The sequence below is a fragment of the Flavobacterium fructosi genome, from assembly GCF_042787335.1.
In the GTDB taxonomy this organism is placed as follows: Bacteria; Bacteroidota; Bacteroidia; order Flavobacteriales; family Flavobacteriaceae; genus Flavobacterium; species Flavobacterium fructosi.
This window is the reverse complement of sequence record NZ_JBHZQA010000002.1, coordinates 68,784-86,693: the sequence shown is the minus strand read 5'-3', so window position 1 is coordinate 86,693 and position 17,910 is coordinate 68,784. Positions and strand designations below refer to the sequence as shown.

The 17,910-nt window shown below is 34.8% G+C and carries 13 protein-coding genes; 9 read left to right on the top strand and 4 right to left on the bottom strand.

All coding sequences use genetic code 11. The features are described from left to right. Positions 1-31: 31 nt before the first annotated feature. On the bottom strand, positions 32-2,095 hold the full coding sequence (locus tag ACFX5D_RS03290) for a M13 family metallopeptidase (RefSeq protein WP_379856833.1): 2,064 nt from the start codon (positions 2,093-2,095) through the stop codon (positions 32-34). A gap of 139 nt (positions 2,096-2,234) precedes the next feature. On the opposite strand from ACFX5D_RS03290, the gene ACFX5D_RS03285 reads away from it, so the two are divergent. The 7 genes from ACFX5D_RS03285 (at position 2,235) to ACFX5D_RS03255 (ending at position 11,947) form a co-directional block, all read left to right on the top strand. Continuing rightward, positions 2,235-2,900: an SCO family protein gene (locus ACFX5D_RS03285; protein WP_379856832.1), complete on the top strand. Its 666-nt coding sequence runs from the start codon at positions 2,235-2,237 to the stop codon at positions 2,898-2,900. 169 nt (positions 2,901-3,069) lie between these two features. Beyond that, on the top strand, positions 3,070-3,315 hold the full coding sequence (locus ACFX5D_RS03280; RefSeq protein WP_073211342.1) for a FeoA family protein: 246 nt from the start codon (positions 3,070-3,072) through the stop codon (positions 3,313-3,315). Further along, positions 3,309-5,411 carry a ferrous iron transport protein B gene (gene feoB / locus ACFX5D_RS03275; RefSeq protein ID WP_379856831.1) on the top strand — a complete coding sequence of 701 codons (2,103 nt, stop codon included), beginning with the start codon at positions 3,309-3,311 and terminating at the stop codon, positions 5,409-5,411. Before ACFX5D_RS03280 ends, feoB begins: the two co-directional genes overlap by 7 nt. Before the next feature lie 6 nt (positions 5,412-5,417). Continuing rightward, positions 5,418-5,543: a FeoB-associated Cys-rich membrane protein gene (locus tag ACFX5D_RS03270; protein WP_379856830.1), complete on the top strand. Its 126-nt coding sequence runs from the start codon at positions 5,418-5,420 to the stop codon at positions 5,541-5,543. Between the two features lie 477 nt (positions 5,544-6,020). Then, positions 6,021-8,882: a TonB-dependent receptor gene (locus ACFX5D_RS03265; RefSeq protein ID WP_379856829.1), complete on the top strand. Its 2,862-nt coding sequence runs from the start codon at positions 6,021-6,023 to the stop codon at positions 8,880-8,882. 71 nt (positions 8,883-8,953) lie between these two features. Beyond that, positions 8,954-9,475 carry a YfiR family protein gene (locus tag ACFX5D_RS03260; protein ID WP_379856828.1) on the top strand — a complete coding sequence of 174 codons (522 nt, stop codon included), beginning with the start codon at positions 8,954-8,956 and terminating at the stop codon, positions 9,473-9,475. Positions 9,476-9,493: 18 nt separating this feature from the next. Next, positions 9,494-11,947: a PAS domain S-box protein gene (locus tag ACFX5D_RS03255; RefSeq protein WP_379856827.1), complete on the top strand. Its 2,454-nt coding sequence runs from the start codon at positions 9,494-9,496 to the stop codon at positions 11,945-11,947. Positions 11,948-11,955: 8 nt separating this feature from the next. Here ACFX5D_RS03255 and ACFX5D_RS03250 read toward each other — a convergent pair whose 3' ends face one another. From ACFX5D_RS03250 to ACFX5D_RS03240, 3 genes are all read right to left on the bottom strand, one after another. Beyond that, a complete protein-coding gene (locus ACFX5D_RS03250; RefSeq protein ID WP_379856826.1) occupies positions 11,956-12,372 on the bottom strand; it encodes a hypothetical protein in 417 nt (138 codons plus the stop codon). Between the two features lie 48 nt (positions 12,373-12,420). Further along, complete coding sequence (locus tag ACFX5D_RS03245; RefSeq protein WP_379856825.1) at positions 12,421-13,074, bottom strand: metal-dependent transcriptional regulator; 654 nt, start codon at positions 13,072-13,074, stop codon at positions 12,421-12,423. Positions 13,075-13,181: 107 nt separating this feature from the next. Next, positions 13,182-15,053: an Nramp family divalent metal transporter gene (locus ACFX5D_RS03240; protein WP_379856824.1), complete on the bottom strand. Its 1,872-nt coding sequence runs from the start codon at positions 15,051-15,053 to the stop codon at positions 13,182-13,184. Between the two features lie 91 nt (positions 15,054-15,144). Between ACFX5D_RS03240 and ACFX5D_RS03235 the strand changes: the two genes are divergently transcribed. Continuing rightward, positions 15,145-17,421, top strand: a complete 2,277-nt coding sequence (locus ACFX5D_RS03235; protein ID WP_379856823.1) for a TonB-dependent receptor — start codon at positions 15,145-15,147, stop codon at positions 17,419-17,421. Further along, positions 17,422-17,889 (top strand): thioredoxin family protein, encoded by a 468-nt coding sequence (locus ACFX5D_RS03230; RefSeq protein ID WP_379856822.1) that lies wholly within the window; start codon positions 17,422-17,424, stop codon positions 17,887-17,889. It begins immediately after the preceding gene. Positions 17,890-17,910: the final 21 nt, after the last annotated feature.

Here is a 17,910-nt window from a genome sequence, read left to right as displayed (position 1 = left end):
TGAATTGTATTTTTTTTTAAAATAATATCAATTACCAAATTTTCACTCGGTTACTTGGTTCAACATACATTCCATCACCTTTTTGAATTCCAAAAGCTTTATAAAATTCATCTAGATTTTGAATTGGCACATAAGCACGATACATTCCCGGAGAATGTGGATCTGTTTTTACTTGGCTTTTTAAAGCCTCATCACGCATTTTTGTACGCCAAACAGTTGTCCAAGAAATAAAGAAACGTTGTTCAGGAGTGAAACCATCGATTAATCCTGGATTTCCATTATCTTTTAAATACATCTGCAATCCATCAAAAGCAGCATTTACTCCGCCTAAATCACCAATATTTTCACCCAAAGTAAATTTACCGTCCACATGAATTCCAGGCAATGGCTCCAGAGCGCTGTATTGATCCGCTAACGCTGTCCCTAGTGCAGTAAATTGTTTTAAATCCTCTGCTGTCCACCAGTCTACAAGATTTCCCTCCGCATTATATCGAGCACCGGAATCATCAAATCCATGAGAAATTTCGTGTCCTATCACCGCTCCAATTCCACCATAATTAACTGCTTCATCCGCTTGTTGATTATAAAAAGGCGGTTGCAAGATAGCTGCAGGAAATACAATCTCATTATAAGAAGGATTGTAGTAGGCATTTACTGTTTGTGGTGACATTCCCCACTCCGTTTTATCAACTGGTTTTTTAAGTTTATCTAGCGATTCTTGAAAATTCCAACGAGAAAGATTTTGCACATTTTCAAAAAAACTTCCTCCCTCTTGCGTAGTTGCAATTTTCAAAGCAGAATAGTCTTTCCATTTATCTGGATACCCAATTTTGATGGTAATCTTATTTAATTTCTCAACTGCTTTAACTTTAGTTGCTTCAGACATCCAAGTTAAATTGTTGATTCTGTTTTGGTAGGCTAAAACCACATTTTTGATCATTTTCTCTGCTTTTGCTTTTGCTTCAGCGGGAAACATTTTTGCAACGTATAATTTCCCTAAGGCTTCCCCAATAGTGCTATTAACGGTTTGCAAAGCTCTGTCTTCACGAGGTCTCTGTTTGATTGCGCCTGTCAATGTTTTTCCATAAAAATCAAAATTAGCGACTTCTATTTTAGTTGACAATTGACCACTGGCTTTATTAAGTAAGGACCACTTTAAATATTCTTTCCAGTCCGCTACCTTGTTTTCTTTAAAAACAGTTTGCAGCGCTTTCATGTACCTTGGTTGGCTAACGATTACCGTATCTAATTTTGCAAAACCGATACCTGTAAAATAATTTTTCCAGTTGATTGCAGGAGTCATTTTCTGTAAATCGGCAATAGTCATCGGATTGTATTGCAATCTGTCATCTCTACGTTCTACTCGATCCAGTCTTGGCTTAGACATTGCTGTTTCTAAAGCCAGAATTTTAACGGCACTTTCCTTTGCCTTTGCAGGGCTTTCACCAATGAACTGTAGCATTCTCTCTACGTGAAGTACGTATTTATCTCTTTTTTCTTTAGAATCTTTATCCTCAGAAGAATAATAATCTTTATCCGGCAACCCTAATCTTCCTACTCCAAGACTTACAGCGTTTTTTTTGCTGTTTTTTTCATCGGCACCAACTCCAATTCCAAAAAAGCCAATCCCACCTACTGGTTCCATTTCAACCAATAATTTTTGTAAATCCTGAATGTTTTTTACCGCATCAATTTTTGCCAAATATTTTTTTAACGGTTCAATTCCTTTTTTATCTCTTGCTACGGTATCCAAAACCGATTTGAAAAGATTTATGGCTTTCCCTTGATCCGTATTTGATTTGTACATTGGATTTTTTGAAGCTTCCTTCAAGATCGTCAGCGCATCCTTATCTGTTTTTTTAAGCAATTCATTAAAACTCCCCCATGAAGTTCTGTCACTTGGAATGTCTGTTTTATCAAGCCAAGCCCCGTTTACGAATCGGAAAAAATTATCGTTTGATTTGATTTTTTTATCCATATTCGAAATATCAATTCCTGTATTCGTTTGTGCAGAAACATTCTGAGCCTGACTTACCGTGAGTCCAAATATTGCAGGAATCACAAAAAGAAATTGTTTGTTAAACTGTTTTTTCATTTTATATAATGGTTTAGACGTTTCTACAAACTTATTGATATTTTTTTTAATTTTTTGTTAAATTTTACATTGAAACTACTTTTTGTTAAATACTCCAAATTAAGAGCTCCTTTTCGTATTTTTGCACCAAATTACTCTTATGAAATCTATTTTATATAAATACCGAAAGTTCCTTGGTGTTTTATTAGTCTTTTCTATTATAACGATTTACTTGTTCTATGTGGCGCTTAAACCAAGCAAATCACTACCTGTTTTTAATCCCGCAGATGTAAACCCGGAATTAGTAGATAGTAGCGTTCAATATAAAAGCAAATACCACACGATTGCTGATTTTTCGTTCGTAAATCAAAATGGAAAAACCATTACACAGAAAGATTATGAAGGAAAAGTTTATGTTGCTGATTTTTTCTTCACAACTTGTGGTTCAATATGCCCAAAGATGACGACTAATTTAGCCGAAGTTCAAAAAGCAATCATAAATAACCCTAAGGTAATGTTGTTGTCACATACCGTTTTTCCAGAAACGGACAGTGTTTCAGTCTTGAAAGCCTATGCTCTAAAAAATGGCGTCGTTGATAGCAAATGGAACTTAGTTACCGGTGACAAGAAAGCTATTTATACAATGGCTAGAAAATCCTATTTGGCTGTCAAATTAGGAAAACCGGAGCAATTGTATGATATGGTTCATACCGAGAATTTTGTCTTGGTTGACACCAAAAGAAGAGTACGAGGTTTTTATGACGGCACGAAAAAAGAAGACATGAAACGTTTGATAGAAGATATCAATTTTTTGTGCACAGAATAAAAGACAATTAAAAATTTAGGTTCCAACCGTTACATTTCAGTATCAGTGCAATAAGTAGCTACAAAACAGTAGTTTTAATTTGCCGAAAAAAGGCACAAAAATGATAATTATCATTTGTTTTGGTATTATAATATGTACTTTTGCAATCTTAATTCAATCTAAATAAGATTTGCGAACTACGATACATTCTCTCAAAAAAGGCGAAAAAGCTATTATCAAAGATTTTGATATTGACACCGTTCCATTGAAGCTATTAGAAATGGGTTGTTTACCAGGAAACATGGTCGAATTACTTCAAATTGCTCCTTTTGGGGACCCTCTGTATTTGAACATTAATAATGGCTCCCATGTTGCCATACGTGTGGAAACGGCGAGAGAAATCGAAGTTGAAATAATCAAAACCAACTTATGGTAAGCAATCGCAACATTAACGTGGCTCTAATAGGAAATCCGAATGTAGGGAAAACTTCTGTTTTTAATCAATTAACCGGTTTAAACCAACAAGTAGGTAATTATCCTGGAATAACCGTTGAAAAAAAGATAGGATTTTGTAAGTTGCCCAACAATGTGAAAGCTAATATTCTGGATTTACCAGGCACATACAGCTTAAATGCAAGTTCCATTGATGAGAATGTTGTTATCGAATTACTATTAAATAAAAATGACAAACTGTATCCAGACGTCGCGCTTGTGGTTACCGATGTAGAAAATTTGAAACGCAATTTATTGCTTTTTACCCAAATAAAAGATTTACAAATCCCAACGATCTTAGTCATAAACATGGCTGATAGAATGGAATACAAAGGAATAACACTCGACATTCCTTATCTTGAAGAACACCTAAAAACCAAGATTGCGTTGATTAGTTCCCGAAAAGGTTTTGGAATTGATGCGTTAAAAAAATTGATTGTCACGTACAAAACAATCTCCTCGGAACCCTGTTTGAACGCATCCATTATTGATCCGGAATATTTCAATACGTTACGCAAAACATTCCCGAATCAATTATTATATAAATTGTGGTTGGTAATTACACAGGATGTGAATTTCCTGAATTTAGATCGGAATGAAATTAGAAGTTCGTTTACCAAATCACACTCGGATTTGAAACGTTTACAACAAAAAGAAACCATAAAACGCTATCAGTTTATCAATGATGTGCTGAAAGTAGGATTGAAAATTGATGAAACTGTCGCTAAGGATTTCCGTAGCAAACTGGATCGTGTTCTCACCCATAAGGTTTGGGGTTACGTCATTTTCTTTATGATTCTGTTTGTGATTTTTCAATCTATTTTCGAATGGTCGAAAATCCCAATGGATTTTATCGATAGTACTTTTGCTTCGCTGAGCACTCTTGCTGCTGAAAAATTGCCTGCCGGAGTTTTAACTAATTTAATTTCACAGGGAATCATTCCAGGAATCGGGGGGATTTTAATATTTATACCACAAATTGCCTTCTTGTTTATGTTCATTTCCATTCTGGAAGAAAGTGGCTATATGAGCAGAGTAGTTTTCCTTATGGATAAAATCATGCGAAAATTTGGTTTGTCCGGTAAAAGCGTTGTGCCGCTTATCTCCGGAACAGCATGTGCGATTCCTGCAATCATGGCAACCAGAAATATAGAGAATTGGAAAGAAAGGCTTATTACCATACTTGTAACACCATTTACAACGTGTTCCGCAAGATTGCCGGTGTATGCCATCATAATAGCATTAGTAATTCCTGACACGCGTGTTTTTGGAATATTGAATATGCAGGGAATGACCTTGATGCTGTTGTATCTTTTGGGTTTTGGAATGGCAATTTTATCGGCTTATATTTTAAATAAAATTCTAAAAATAAAAGGGAAAACATATTTTGTTGTTGAAATGCCTAATTATAAATTACCGCTTTTTAAGAACGTGGGAATTAATGTAATTGAAAAAACGAAGGCATTTGTTTTTGGAGCAGGTAAAATCATTTTGGCCATTTCAATCGTTCTATGGTTTTTAGCTTCTTATGGTCCTGGGGGGAATTTCAACAACGCTGAAACAATTGTTATTGAAAAAACGAAAGACAAACCGTTGTCAAAAACAGAATTTGAAAATGCAGTTGCTTCACAAAAATTAGAAAACTCCTATATTGGTTTAATGGGTAAAACAATCGAGCCTGCGATTTCACCTTTAGGTTATGATTGGAAAATAGGAATTGCTATTATCAGTTCATTTGCGGCCAGAGAAGTATTCGTGGGAACATTAGCGACCATATACAGTGTTGGCGGAAGCGACAATGAAGTGACCATAAAAAACAAAATGGCTGCTGAAATCAATCCGGCAACCGGAGAAAAGATATTCAATTTTGCATCCGGAATATCATTATTATTGTTTTATGCCTTTGCATTGCAATGTGCCAGTACACTCGCCATCACAAAAAAAGAAACCAATAGCTGGAAATGGCCTTTGGGACAACTGATTTTCATGAGTGGCTTTGCTTATGTTGTAGCATTAATTACCTATCAAATTTTAAAATAAACGAGTATGGATATTCAAGAAATCATTGCCTTTATTGCACTTGGAATTGCACTAGCTTTTTTAATTAGAAAATTCGTCTTGAAGAAAAAATCTAAAAAAAATTGTGGCGATGACGATTGCGGCTGTCATTAAAAGTGTTTTCTAAATTTAAGTACTTACCACCATATTAACTTGCCTTGATTTTAAAAATACAAGTCCGCATAAGTTTTTCCTAAAAAACTAAAATCTAATCTTTTATTCAAGCTATTTAATATAAATTAACTAAATTTACATAGCACAAAAGTATTGTTTTAGACTCAAAATCAGTCACTTCCATTTTTAAACTTTCAAAATAATGACCTCTGATTTGAATTTGAATTTATTAAACATTTTACACATAATATCAAGACGTTTAGCTTTACTCCTTCGTGGCAATTGCAATTAAATAAATACAACTAAATTGGTAATTGGCATTTTCTAATCATTTAAAGGAGAAAACTACAAGAAACCTCGATTTTATACCTATTCATTGGTCACTAAATTATTTATTTAAGTGACTCATTGAATACTTCTTACATTTAATATGTTGCAATTGATTTCAAGTCAAAAATGAACCAATATCAACTAATTATGAAAAAATTTGCGTTACTACTATTTACACTAAACATCACATTTCTTTTTGCTCAAAAAGAGATTAGTGGTTTTGTTATAGATAACGCCGGTATGCCTTTGTCTGGAGTTAATATTATTGAAAAGGGAACTAGCAATAATGTTTCCAGCGATATTAATGGGGCCTATCTTATAACCGTAAAAGAAGGAGCCACTTTGGTCTTTAGTTACTTTGGCTTTTCAAAACAAGAATACGAAACGACTGATTCTACTTTAAATGTTGTCTTTTCTGAAGGTGACGGACAAAGTGCAAGCGACGTAATCATCACCGGTACAAGAACCGCGCCCAGAAGTAGCACTACAACTGCTCTTCCTATTGATGTATTGTCATCTTCAGAAATAACATCCTCGGGACAAATCACTTTTGATAAAGTATTACAATACAAAATCCCCTCTTTCAACACCGTTCAAACTCCTGTAAATGATGCCACTTCGTTACTTGACCCTTATGAAATTAGAAATATGGGACCTAGCAGAACCCTCCTACTTGTTAACGGAAAACGGAAAAACTTGAGTGCTCTACTTTATGTCCAAACATCACCAGGTCAGGGAGAAACTGGTGCTGATCTCTCTGCGATCCCAATTGACGCTATCGAACGCGTCGAGATTCTGCGTGATGGAGCATCACCACAATATGGCTCTGATGCCATTGCCGGCGTAATAAATATTATTTTAAAAAAAACGACCGATAATGGATCCGCAACCCTAAGGACAGGAATTACGTCTGAAGGAGATGGCAAAATGCTAGGAGTGAGTTTGAACAATGGATCTACAGTAGGCGAAAAAGGTTTTGTTAATTATACTTTAGATTTTTCCAAAGTAAACCTAGCAAACAGACCCGGAAAAGTAGATGCAGAAGGCGATTTTAATGATTTTGTTAAAATAAACCCAACGACATATCGAAGCTATGTTAACACTGACAATACTCTTGGCGGTACCGATATAAGCGGAATGAATGATAATCAAATAAATACTGTTTTTGAAGATTATAAAGACACTCCCGACTATAACGCAAAATTCTCCATTATAAATCAAGGAAACATCACTGGACGAAAAGCCGTTGATGATTTTTTAAAAGAAAAACCGGACGGTGGCAATATCAATGGTTCTCCGGAAACAGCGGCCATAAAATTCGAGATAAATGGCAACTTTACTTTAACCAATGAAACCCAACTGTATTATAATGCTGCTTATGCATACAAAAAAGTAAACTCGTTTGCGAACTACAGAACGCCTTATTGGAGATCCATAAAAAACCCATTTGAAAATAGCAGTATTCCAAATTGGAGTATTTCCTCTGTTTATCCGACCTATTTAAAAGATTTCTTTGGTGATGGCACAGTGGGCTTCTACAAAGGATACCATCCCACATTTACTGGAGACTTAAACGATTATAATGCCACCTTAGGATATGTATCCATTAGAACCGGATGGAACGTTGATTCCAGCATAACATTTGGCGGTAATTCGCAAACTTACACGGTAGAAAACTCCCAAAACAGATCGGCTACAAAAAACTCTGACGGAACAAATATCTACCGGGAGAACAGTTCCATATCATTTAAACCTGGAGGAGCTTCATTTAAACATATTGTGGGCAACTTGGACATTTCTAAAATACTATCTGACAAAATAAGCGTTGGTTTTGGATCTGAGGTTAGAACGGAAACCTTTACAATTACTGAAGGTGATAAGGCTTCATGGGATGGAGAAGGTGTCGACTCCTTTTCGGGCAACAGACCAGAAAATTCAGGAAAATGGAATCGATATAATTTAGGAGGTTATTTTGATTTAGCGTACGATTTCAATAAAGATTTCTTCGTAAATGGTACCATTCGTTATGAAAAATACAGTGACTTCGGGTCAGCAACTGTTTGGAAATTAAGCTCCAGATATAAATTTAACAAAGATAAAATTACGCTAAGAGGCTCCGTTTCTACTGGTTTTAGAGCGCCCACATTACATCAAATTTTCTCGCAAAAATCACAAAATTCCTTTGTAGCTGGTCAGGGCATACAAATTAACGGATTGATAAATAATATTTCAGCACAGGCACGACTTTTAGGAATACCCAAATTAGACGCAGAAAAATCAATTAATATATCTGTTGGTGTTGGAGCCAAACCTTTAAAAAACATAAATTTTACAATAGATTATTACAACATTAAAGTAAAAGACAGAATCATCTTGGGAGACAATGTAGCCACCCAATTTGGAAGCGTTGCCTGGTTTGAAAACTCCTTTAATTCCAGAACGTCAGGCGTCGACGCCGTTATGAATTACAGCCCAATAAAACTAGGAATAGGAGAAATAGGATTCAATTTATCAGGAAACGTAACATTCGAAAACAAAAGAATTTCGCCGGTTGCCAGCGATAATTTTGGCGCAACACTTGACGCTTTGACGTTTACGTCAAGACCCAAAACAAAATGGATTTTGGGCGCCAATTATAAAATTAAAAAATATGATTTGTCCCTTAACAACACTTATTTTGGAAAAACAACATTCAAACAAGACGGTTTGGATTCTAATTTAAGAACGGAATTTACTCCAAAACTAGTTACTGATTTAGGAATTAATTATGCTGCGACTGATAAATTAACAGTGGCTATCAACATCAATAATTTGTTTAACGTCTTGCCTCAATGGAAATTTAAGGCAGAAAATGCTGCCGGCACAACAATTTTAAATGATCCAGCGCAAGTCAAATCACAATTTAACCTGATTACATTCAATGGCCGTTATTCTCAAATGACCTATGAAGGATATCACTTTAGTCAACTGGGAACTTTGTTCAATTTGTCATTAAATTATAAATTTTAAAATTAGCATTATTTAAATAAACAGGATTAATTTTTCCAATTCACGTCGAAACTTCGTTAAAATAAAATGTCATGACACTTACAAATAACATCTTTTTTTGGGGAGTAATCATCACAATGATGGTAGGAAATCCAATAGCAGCACAAGAGAGTGCCGGGGGAAAGGAATATGCTTTAAAAGCTGCTTTCCTGTATCGTTTTATAGATTATGTTAATTGGAAAGATTATTCCAAGAATCAAACTTTTAAGATCGCCATTCTAGAAGAAAGTCCAATTACCGCCTCTTTACAAGGTATTCCTAAAACTAAAAAAATTGACATTAAGGAATATAAAAATTTAGATGAGATCAGCTTTTGTAACATTCTGTTTGTTCCTTACGACAGTACCGTACCAATTGAAACCATTCTTTCTAAATTTTCAGGAAAGCCCGTATTGATCGTAACAGAGCGAAATGGAAATGGAAAAAAAGGGGCGCATATGAATTTTGTTATAGTCGACAATAAATTAAAATTTGAAGTAAATCTAAAAGCAATAAATAAAGCCGGAATTGGCATCAGTTCGTTTCTATTACAGCATGCTATTATTGTCCAATAATACGAAAAAACATTATAAATGATGAATCTACGTAATATCTCGATTAAGAATAAATTGGTACTAATGCAGGTTTTTACCTCCGCGTTTGTATTAGGAATATGTATTACCGCATTTGTACTTATAGACATTAAAGGATTCAAGGACCGAAAAATTGTCAGTTCAATTGCTATTGCGAAAGTGGTAGGCTTCAATAGTGTTTCCGCTTTAGAATTTCTTGATAATGCTGCGGCAAATAAAATACTATCGGAACTAAAAGTGCAAAATGATCTTTTAAATGCAAATATATTGGACAGAAACGGAAAAGTCTTTGCATCCTACGCTAAAAAGGGGACCAATCCAAAATATCAGTTTGTTGTACCTGCGATGGATCAAAAAAGCTTTTTGTTTACCAGTAAAAACCTTTTTGTTTACAGCAAGATCAAAAAAGATAGTAAAACAATAGGATTAGTATGCATCCGCTTTGAATTATCGGAATTGAATAAAATAAAAATGGATATTTTGAGTCTGGGAGTTGTTTTATTAATTGTCGGGATAGGACTGGCATTTTTAATTGCCATTATCATAAAAAAATACATATCAAAACCCTTGCTGAACTTGGTAAAAGTGATACAGCAAATAAAGGATACAAATGATTATACAACCCGTACGATTGTTGAAGGGAAAGACGAAATCAGCACCCTTTCATTAGGACTTAATGACATGCTTTCCACTATTGAGAAAAGAGATAATGAAGTGGCACAATCCAAAGAACAGTTAAATGAACAAAACACACTATTACAATCCGTTATTCAAAATATGGGTGATGGATTAGTCGTTGCTGATGAAAATGGAAAATTCATCATTTGGAATCCTGCTTCTGAAAAAATAATTGGCATTGGACTGCTCGATATACCCGAAGAGAAATGGGCTGACACCTACGGCATATTTTGGCCTGATACTAAAACTATTTTAGGTACTGATGACCTTCCTATAGTTAAAGCATTACATGGCGAGGAAGTGGAAGACATGGAAATATTTGTACAAAATTATAAAAAAACTGTAGGCAATTTTGTCATGATATCTGCCAGACCCTTAAAAGACTCGGCTGGTAAGATCAATGGGGCAGTAGCTGTTTTTCATGATATCACGGAACGAAAAAATTCGGAAAATGAAATTAAAAAACTAAATGAGCAACTGGAACAAAAAGTAACAGAGCGGACTGCCCAACTAGCAGAAGCCATCGAAACCCTTCGTAAAAGCGAAGAAAAATATCGTGAAATTGTTGAAAACATAAGTGATGTTGTGCATACTTCCGATTACAAGGGTTATTTTACCTATATCAATCCTGCCTGTAAAAAACTAACTGGTTACACCCAAGATGAACTTACAGGAAAACATTTTTCAGAGCTGGTTGCTCCCGAGTGGAAAGACCGTGTGGCGGAGTTCTATTTAAATCAATTTAAAAACAAAGTAGATGAAACTGTATTTTCATTTCCCATTCTTACCAAATCAAGAGAACTAAAATGGGTAGAACAAACGGTGATGCAGTTAAGAGAAGGTAATAGGATAACTGGGCATAAATCTATTCTGAGAGATATTACGGCACGCAAAGCTGCGGAACAAAAACTTAAAGAAAGCGAAGGTCAATTACAAACTATATTTAACGAGGCGCCAGATGCTTTAATTGTAATAAATGACGAAGGAATCATTATGAGATGGAATCCGCAAGCCGAAAAAATATTTGGCTGGACAATTATAGAAGCCTTAGGTAAAAAAATGCATGAATTAATTATGCCAAAACAACATCGAGAAAATCATTTAAAAGGGCTTCAACATTTTATAGACACCGGCGAAGGACCCATCCTTACTAAAACATTTGAAACCACAGCAATTAACAAACAAAATATTGAATTTGATATTGAGTTGACAGTATCACAAGCTACCATTTTAGGCAAATACATTTTTATTGCTTTTGTTAAAGACATTTCAATAGGCAAAAAACTAGAAAACGAGAAAATAGAAGCCGATAAATTAGTGCAACTTAACGAATTAAAATTGAAATTGATATTAGAGAATATTGGTGAGGGCATTATTGTTACTGACAGCCAAAAAAGAATTGTTTTATCCAATCATATGGCGGAAGAAATTATAGGGATTAAACAAGACTCCTCAGCCCCCACTACTCTAGATTGGTCAACTAAATATAATTTATATTATCCTGACGAAAAAACCGTTTTCCCAGCCCAAAATCTTCCTTTGGACAAAGCCTTAAAAGGAGAGTCAACTGATGACGTTGAAATAATAATTGAAGATTCAGAAACTAAAACTAAAAAACGGGTCGTCATTAGCGGCAGACCAATTATAGATGACAATAATTATGTTATAGCAGCAGTTGCTAACATAAAAGACATCACCTATTACAAAGAACTGGAAGTAGCTCTCGAAGAAAGTGAGCAGAAATACCGAAAATTAATTGGTTTTAAAAAGGGATAAAAACAGACTTACTTTACATACCCGATTTTTATATAATAGTCTTTTTTGTTACCGACGACACCTTGCTTCGGATAAGGAAAAACACCCACAGTTTTTATTTTTCGCTGCTTTACGGGAAGATATTTAGAAAACCATTGTTTGTTTTCCTCTATGTTTTTCATCGAAAAGACGATCGTTTTTTCCTCAACTAATTTTGAATCTTTATAGAGTGACACAATGGCTGAAGCCTCGCCAGCCCATACACAGGTCACTCCCTCCGGACAACGGGAATCACTTACTAATTCTTTAAAAACAATTTGACAGCCACTTTTTTTAAGGCATTTCTTTTGGGTGATTTTTACATATTTAATATTTTCCTTTGGCGTGTTTTGTGCAAATGCCAGAGAATTAAATACGATTAGAAATAGCAGTAATACCTTTTTCATAATTGAATTATTTTTAATTTAGTTCTTTCAAAGATAACGCCATATTTTCTAATTCAACTTCACAAAAAGATTACTGGCAATTTTATTTGAGATCGTCATATCATTAGTATCTACATTTATTTTTACTGAAAGGTCGAAACTTTCTTTTGCTATGATTTCGATTTTAGAACCCAATGCAATTCCTTGCTTATCTAAATATTTAAGAAATTCTGAAGAAGTATCTTTTACGCCAACGCATATTCCTATTTGATTTTCATGTAATTCAGAAAGCAGTTGCTTTTCAATTTTGATGATTCGTCCGTTCACATCCGGAATGGGGTCACCATGTGGATCTTCTGTTGGGTTTCCCAGAAAATCATCGAGTTTATTGATGAGTTTTTCAGATTTTATGTGTTCCAATTGTTCTGCAATATCATGCACCTCATCCCAAGAAAAATTAAGTTTTTCGACCAGAAAAACTTCCCAAAGACGGTGTTTCCTCACAATCATTTTTGCAGATAGTTTCCCCTTTTCAGTTAGCGAAACCCCTTGGTATTTTTTATAATTAACGAAGTCTTTTTCGGCTAATTTCTTAAGCATATCAGTAACTGAAGATGCTTTGGTTTCCATTTTTTCGGCAATCGCATTGGTGCTTACCTCTGAATCCGAAATAATAGTTAAATGATATATAGTTTTAAGATAGTTTTCCTCTGAAAAAGTCATTTGATTTTATATTGATGATTAAGGTATTCTTTTTTTTTTTTTAGCCTCAAGAAGCGAACTGGCAAGGTAAATAGCTTTCAATTTTGAAACAAGATTGACCAAAAAAATTAATTTTTTACGACTAGTAATGGAATTGTTATTTTGTGTCGCAATTTATCAACAGTAGTTCCAAAAATTAAATCCTTGAATCCAGTATGTCCGTGCGTTCCCATGACCAAGATATCAAAATTTCCTTCATTGATGATGTTAGGAATCACTTTACTTGGTTTCCCAAATCCCAGTTTTGTCTGTACTTTAAATCCTTTTTCCGATAATATATTTTTGTATTCGTTTAATAATTTTTCGTCGATTAAAGTTTCATGATCATCAATTTTTTCGCCATATACTAGTGCTCCAACAGTTTCTACCACGTGAATTAAGGTGTATTTCGCATCAATTCCACCTAATTGAAAAGCGTTGTTTAATGCTACTTCATCAGCGCTGGAAAAATCTACCGAAACAGCAATTTCCTTTTTGCTATAGATTCCCGTTTTAGAAAATTGCAATTTTAGATTGTGCGGCGAATGGTTTAGAATGCTGGTTTTTGTTTTGACAATAAATGGGTTGAATACAATATAAAGCAACAAAATCAAGAAACCAAATGCTAAAGGAACTACCGTAAACCATAATATAATGGGTTTATCAGCAGTTTCAAGCCAACCGTTTATTTCATCAAAAACTAATTTTGCATTCAGCGAAACGATAATGGTTGCCACAATCCAAGAAGTAATTTGGGTAACTTTACCAATGTGAAATCCCTTCATTTTTGATTTGTCGCTTACAAAATGAATCAGCGGAATAATCGCAAAACCCAATTGCAAACTCAAAATCACCTGACTTAAAATCAGTAATTTTCCTGTGACGCTTTCGCCAAAAATAGAGATTACAATTACGGCTGGAACAATGGCGATTAATCGGGTGATTATTCTTCGAACCCAAGGTTGGATTCGTAAATTTAAATAGCCTTCCATAATAATTTGACCGGCTAATGTTCCGGTAACGGTCGAACTTTGTCCTGCCGCAATCAAAGCCACGGCGAATAATATTGGTGCCCATTTACTCCCTAAAAGCGGTGCTAAAAAGCGGTGCGCATCTTGAATTTCGGCGACTTCGAACATGCCGTTTTTATAAAATGTGGCTGCAGCCAATATTAAAATAGCGGCATTTACAAAAAAGGCCAGATTTAACGCAATAGCGGAATCAATGAAATTGTATTTTAAAGCTTGCTTAATCCCCGCATTGCTTCTATCGAAATTTCTGGTTTGCACCAATGAGGAATGCAGGTACAAATTGTGTGGCATAACCGTTGCCCCAATAATCCCGATGGCGATATAAAGTGCTGCTTCGTTAGGCATGGAAGGAATCAATCCTAATAAAACCTTGTCCACCTCAGGCTGGGCAAAAATCATCTCAAAAATAAAAGAGAACCCAATGATTGCAACCAATACAATGATAAAAGCTTCCATTTTTCGGATGCCTTTATTGATTAGAAAAAGCAATAAAAAAGTATCTAAAACAGTTATTATTACCCCTTCAATGAGGGGAATATCAAATAGTAAATTGATTCCGATAGCCATTCCCAAAACTTCGGCAAGGTCACAGGCAGCAATAGCGATTTCGGCAAGAAAATACAGGATGTAATTGATAAATGGGGAATAGGTTTCCCGTGACGCTTGCGCCAAATCGCGTTGAGTAACAATTCCCAATCGTGCGCTCAAACTTTGCAACAACAAAGCCATCATATTACTCATCAATAAAACCCAAAGCAAGGCATAACCAAACTGGCTTCCACCGGCAATATCAGTGGCCCAATTTCCCGGATCCATATAACCAACACTGATTAAATAGGCTGGTCCAAAAAAGGCTAATATTTTTCTGAACACTGATTTTTTATCCTGTGTAACTACCGATCCGTGAACTTCTTCTAAAGATTTTCCCATGGCTGTTTTTAAATTATTGATACAAAAGTAATTAAAAAATTTGTTTTGCAAAATATAATTTTTAGCTTTGTCTAAATTTAATTTAAGCATCGTGAAAAAAATATTTATTTTATCCCTTTTTCTTGTTGTAGACTTCAGTTATGCACAAGAAAAAACTTTTGTTTCAGGATTCGTCTCATCAGAAAAAAAAGCGATTCCTAATGCAAGTATTGTTATAATGGAAACTAATTATAAAACTAAATCCGATAGCTTGGGCAACTATACATTAAACAATATTCCAGAAGGCACTTATAAAATTCAGGTTGTAGCCAACAGTTTTCAAATATCCAGAAAAAATATAATCGTCAAAAAAGAGGGAAACACAATTGTAGATTTTGAACTCTCCAATACTGAAAACCAACTGAACGAAGTAGTTGTTTCAGGAACTTTAAAAGCGGTAAAAAGACTGGAAAGTGCCGTCCCAGTTGAAGTTTATTCCCCTATATTTTTCAAAAAAAATCCTACCGCAAGTATTTATGAAGCACTTCAAAACGTAAACGGAGTCCGACCGCAACTTAATTGTGGTGTTTGTAATACCGGTGACATTCACATTAACGGACTGGAAGGGCCTTATACTTTGGTTTTAATAGACGGGATGCCCATTGTAAGCAGCTTATCAACAGTATACGGATTATCCGGAATCCCAAATTCCTTGGTAGAAAGAATTGAAATTGTAAAAGGTCCTGCATCTTCATTATACGGCAGCGAAGCTGTGGGTGGTTTAATTAATATCATCACTAAAAACCCGATAAATGCACCATTATTTTCCGCGGATGTTTTTAGTACTTCATGGCTGGAAACCAATATTGACGTAGGTGTAAAATTGAATGCTGGTAAGAAAGCAACGGCGTTATTAGGTCTAAATTATTTCAAGTACAACAATAGAATTGATAACGATAAAGATGGATTTACCGATGTTTCGCTCTCCAACCGAATTTCACTTTTTCAAAAATGGACTTTTGATAGAAAAGAAAATCGATTGTTCACTATTGCTGCACGTTCGGTCTATGAAGATCGTTTTGGCGGAGACATGCGCTGGGAGAAAAAAGACCGTGGAGGAGACGAAATTTACGGCGAAAGCATCTATACAAAACGGGCGGAACTTATAGGAAGTTATCAATTGCCATTTCAAGAGAAACTGATGCTTTCATTTTCTGGAAACGTCCATTACCAAGACAGTCGTTACGGCCTGACAAACTATATAGCCAACCAAAAAATTGGTTTTATGCAATTAACTTGGGATAAAAAATCAGGAAAAAATGACCTGCTCACAGGAATAGCAGCCCGTTACAATTATTATGATGACAATACTCCTGCGACAGCAGCTCTTGGAGATAACAATCCGGAGAAAACTTGGTTACCCGGTATTTTTGTTCAAGACGAAATCACGTTCACTGAAAAACACAAACTATTATTAGGAATGCGTTATGATTACAACTCCTTTCACGGAAGTATTTTGACACCACGATTAGCCTATAAATGGAAATTGAATGACAATAATATTCTTCGTTTAAATACTGGAACGGGTTTTAGAGTAGTAAATTTATTCACTGAAGACCATGCAGCCTTAACAGGTGCTAGGGAAATTGTAGTTGCTAATAACTTGAAACCGGAACAATCTGTAAACGTAAATTTTAATTACATCAAAAAAATAAATTTTGGCAATGGTACATTTATTGGAATTGAAACGGCACTTTTTCATACCCGATTCAGTAATAAAATTGTTTCCGATTATAAGACTGATCCCAATAAAATAATTTATGACAACATCAACGGATACGCAATAAGCCAAGGAATAAGCACCAATATAGAAATCAATTTCCCTAACGGATTAAAAATCATAGCAGGCGCTTCCTTACTTAATAATAAAAATGTTGAAAACGGAATTAAAGAAACACCTTTTCTAACCGAAAATTTTACTGCAACATGGAGCGTATCCTATAAAATAAAAACGATCGATTTGAATATTGACTATACCGGAAATGTATATGGACCAATGAAATTACCATTATTAAGTCCTTTAGACCCTCGAAGTCCAAATTCACCCACATATAGTTTACAAAACATACAACTTACCTATTCTGGTTGGAAAAATTTTGAGTTCTATGTCGGAATTAAAAACATTTTGAATTTTCTGCCAAAACAGAATAATCCATTTTTGATTTCCAGAACAAATGACCCTTTTGACAAAAATGTAACCTACGATTCTAATGGACAAGTACTGGCCACACCACAAAACCCTTACGGATTAACATTTGACACTACTTATGTCTATGGACCTAACCAAGGTATTCGCAGCTTTTTTGGACTGCGTTATAATTTAAAGTAAATGAGAAAAAAACTTCTATTACTGTTACTTTTATTTTCGGTGATTCCATCTGGTTTTGCACAGCTAAACTTGGTTTCTTTTGAACAAATAGATAGTCTGCAAAATATTGAAAAAAGGAAAGTTGTCGTTTTTATTCATACCAATTGGTGCCAATTCTGTCATGCAATGAAAAACACGACTTTCAAAAACGAAAGCATCATAAAGGAACTAAACAATACTTTTTATTTCATTGCTTTCAATGCTGAAGAAAAACGAACAATCATCTTTAACAACGCTATTTTTAAGTTTAAATCTACGGGAAATACTTCCGGAATTCATGAACTGGCGATGCAACTAGGAACCATTAACAAACAGCTGAATTATCCTGCTTTATGTGTTCTAAACAGTAAAAACGAAATCATTTTTCAAGATAACAACTACATAAAACCAAAAGAGTTTAAACTCCTTTTAGAGAAACTAAAAGAATAAAATGTCTATTTTTGGTGTAAT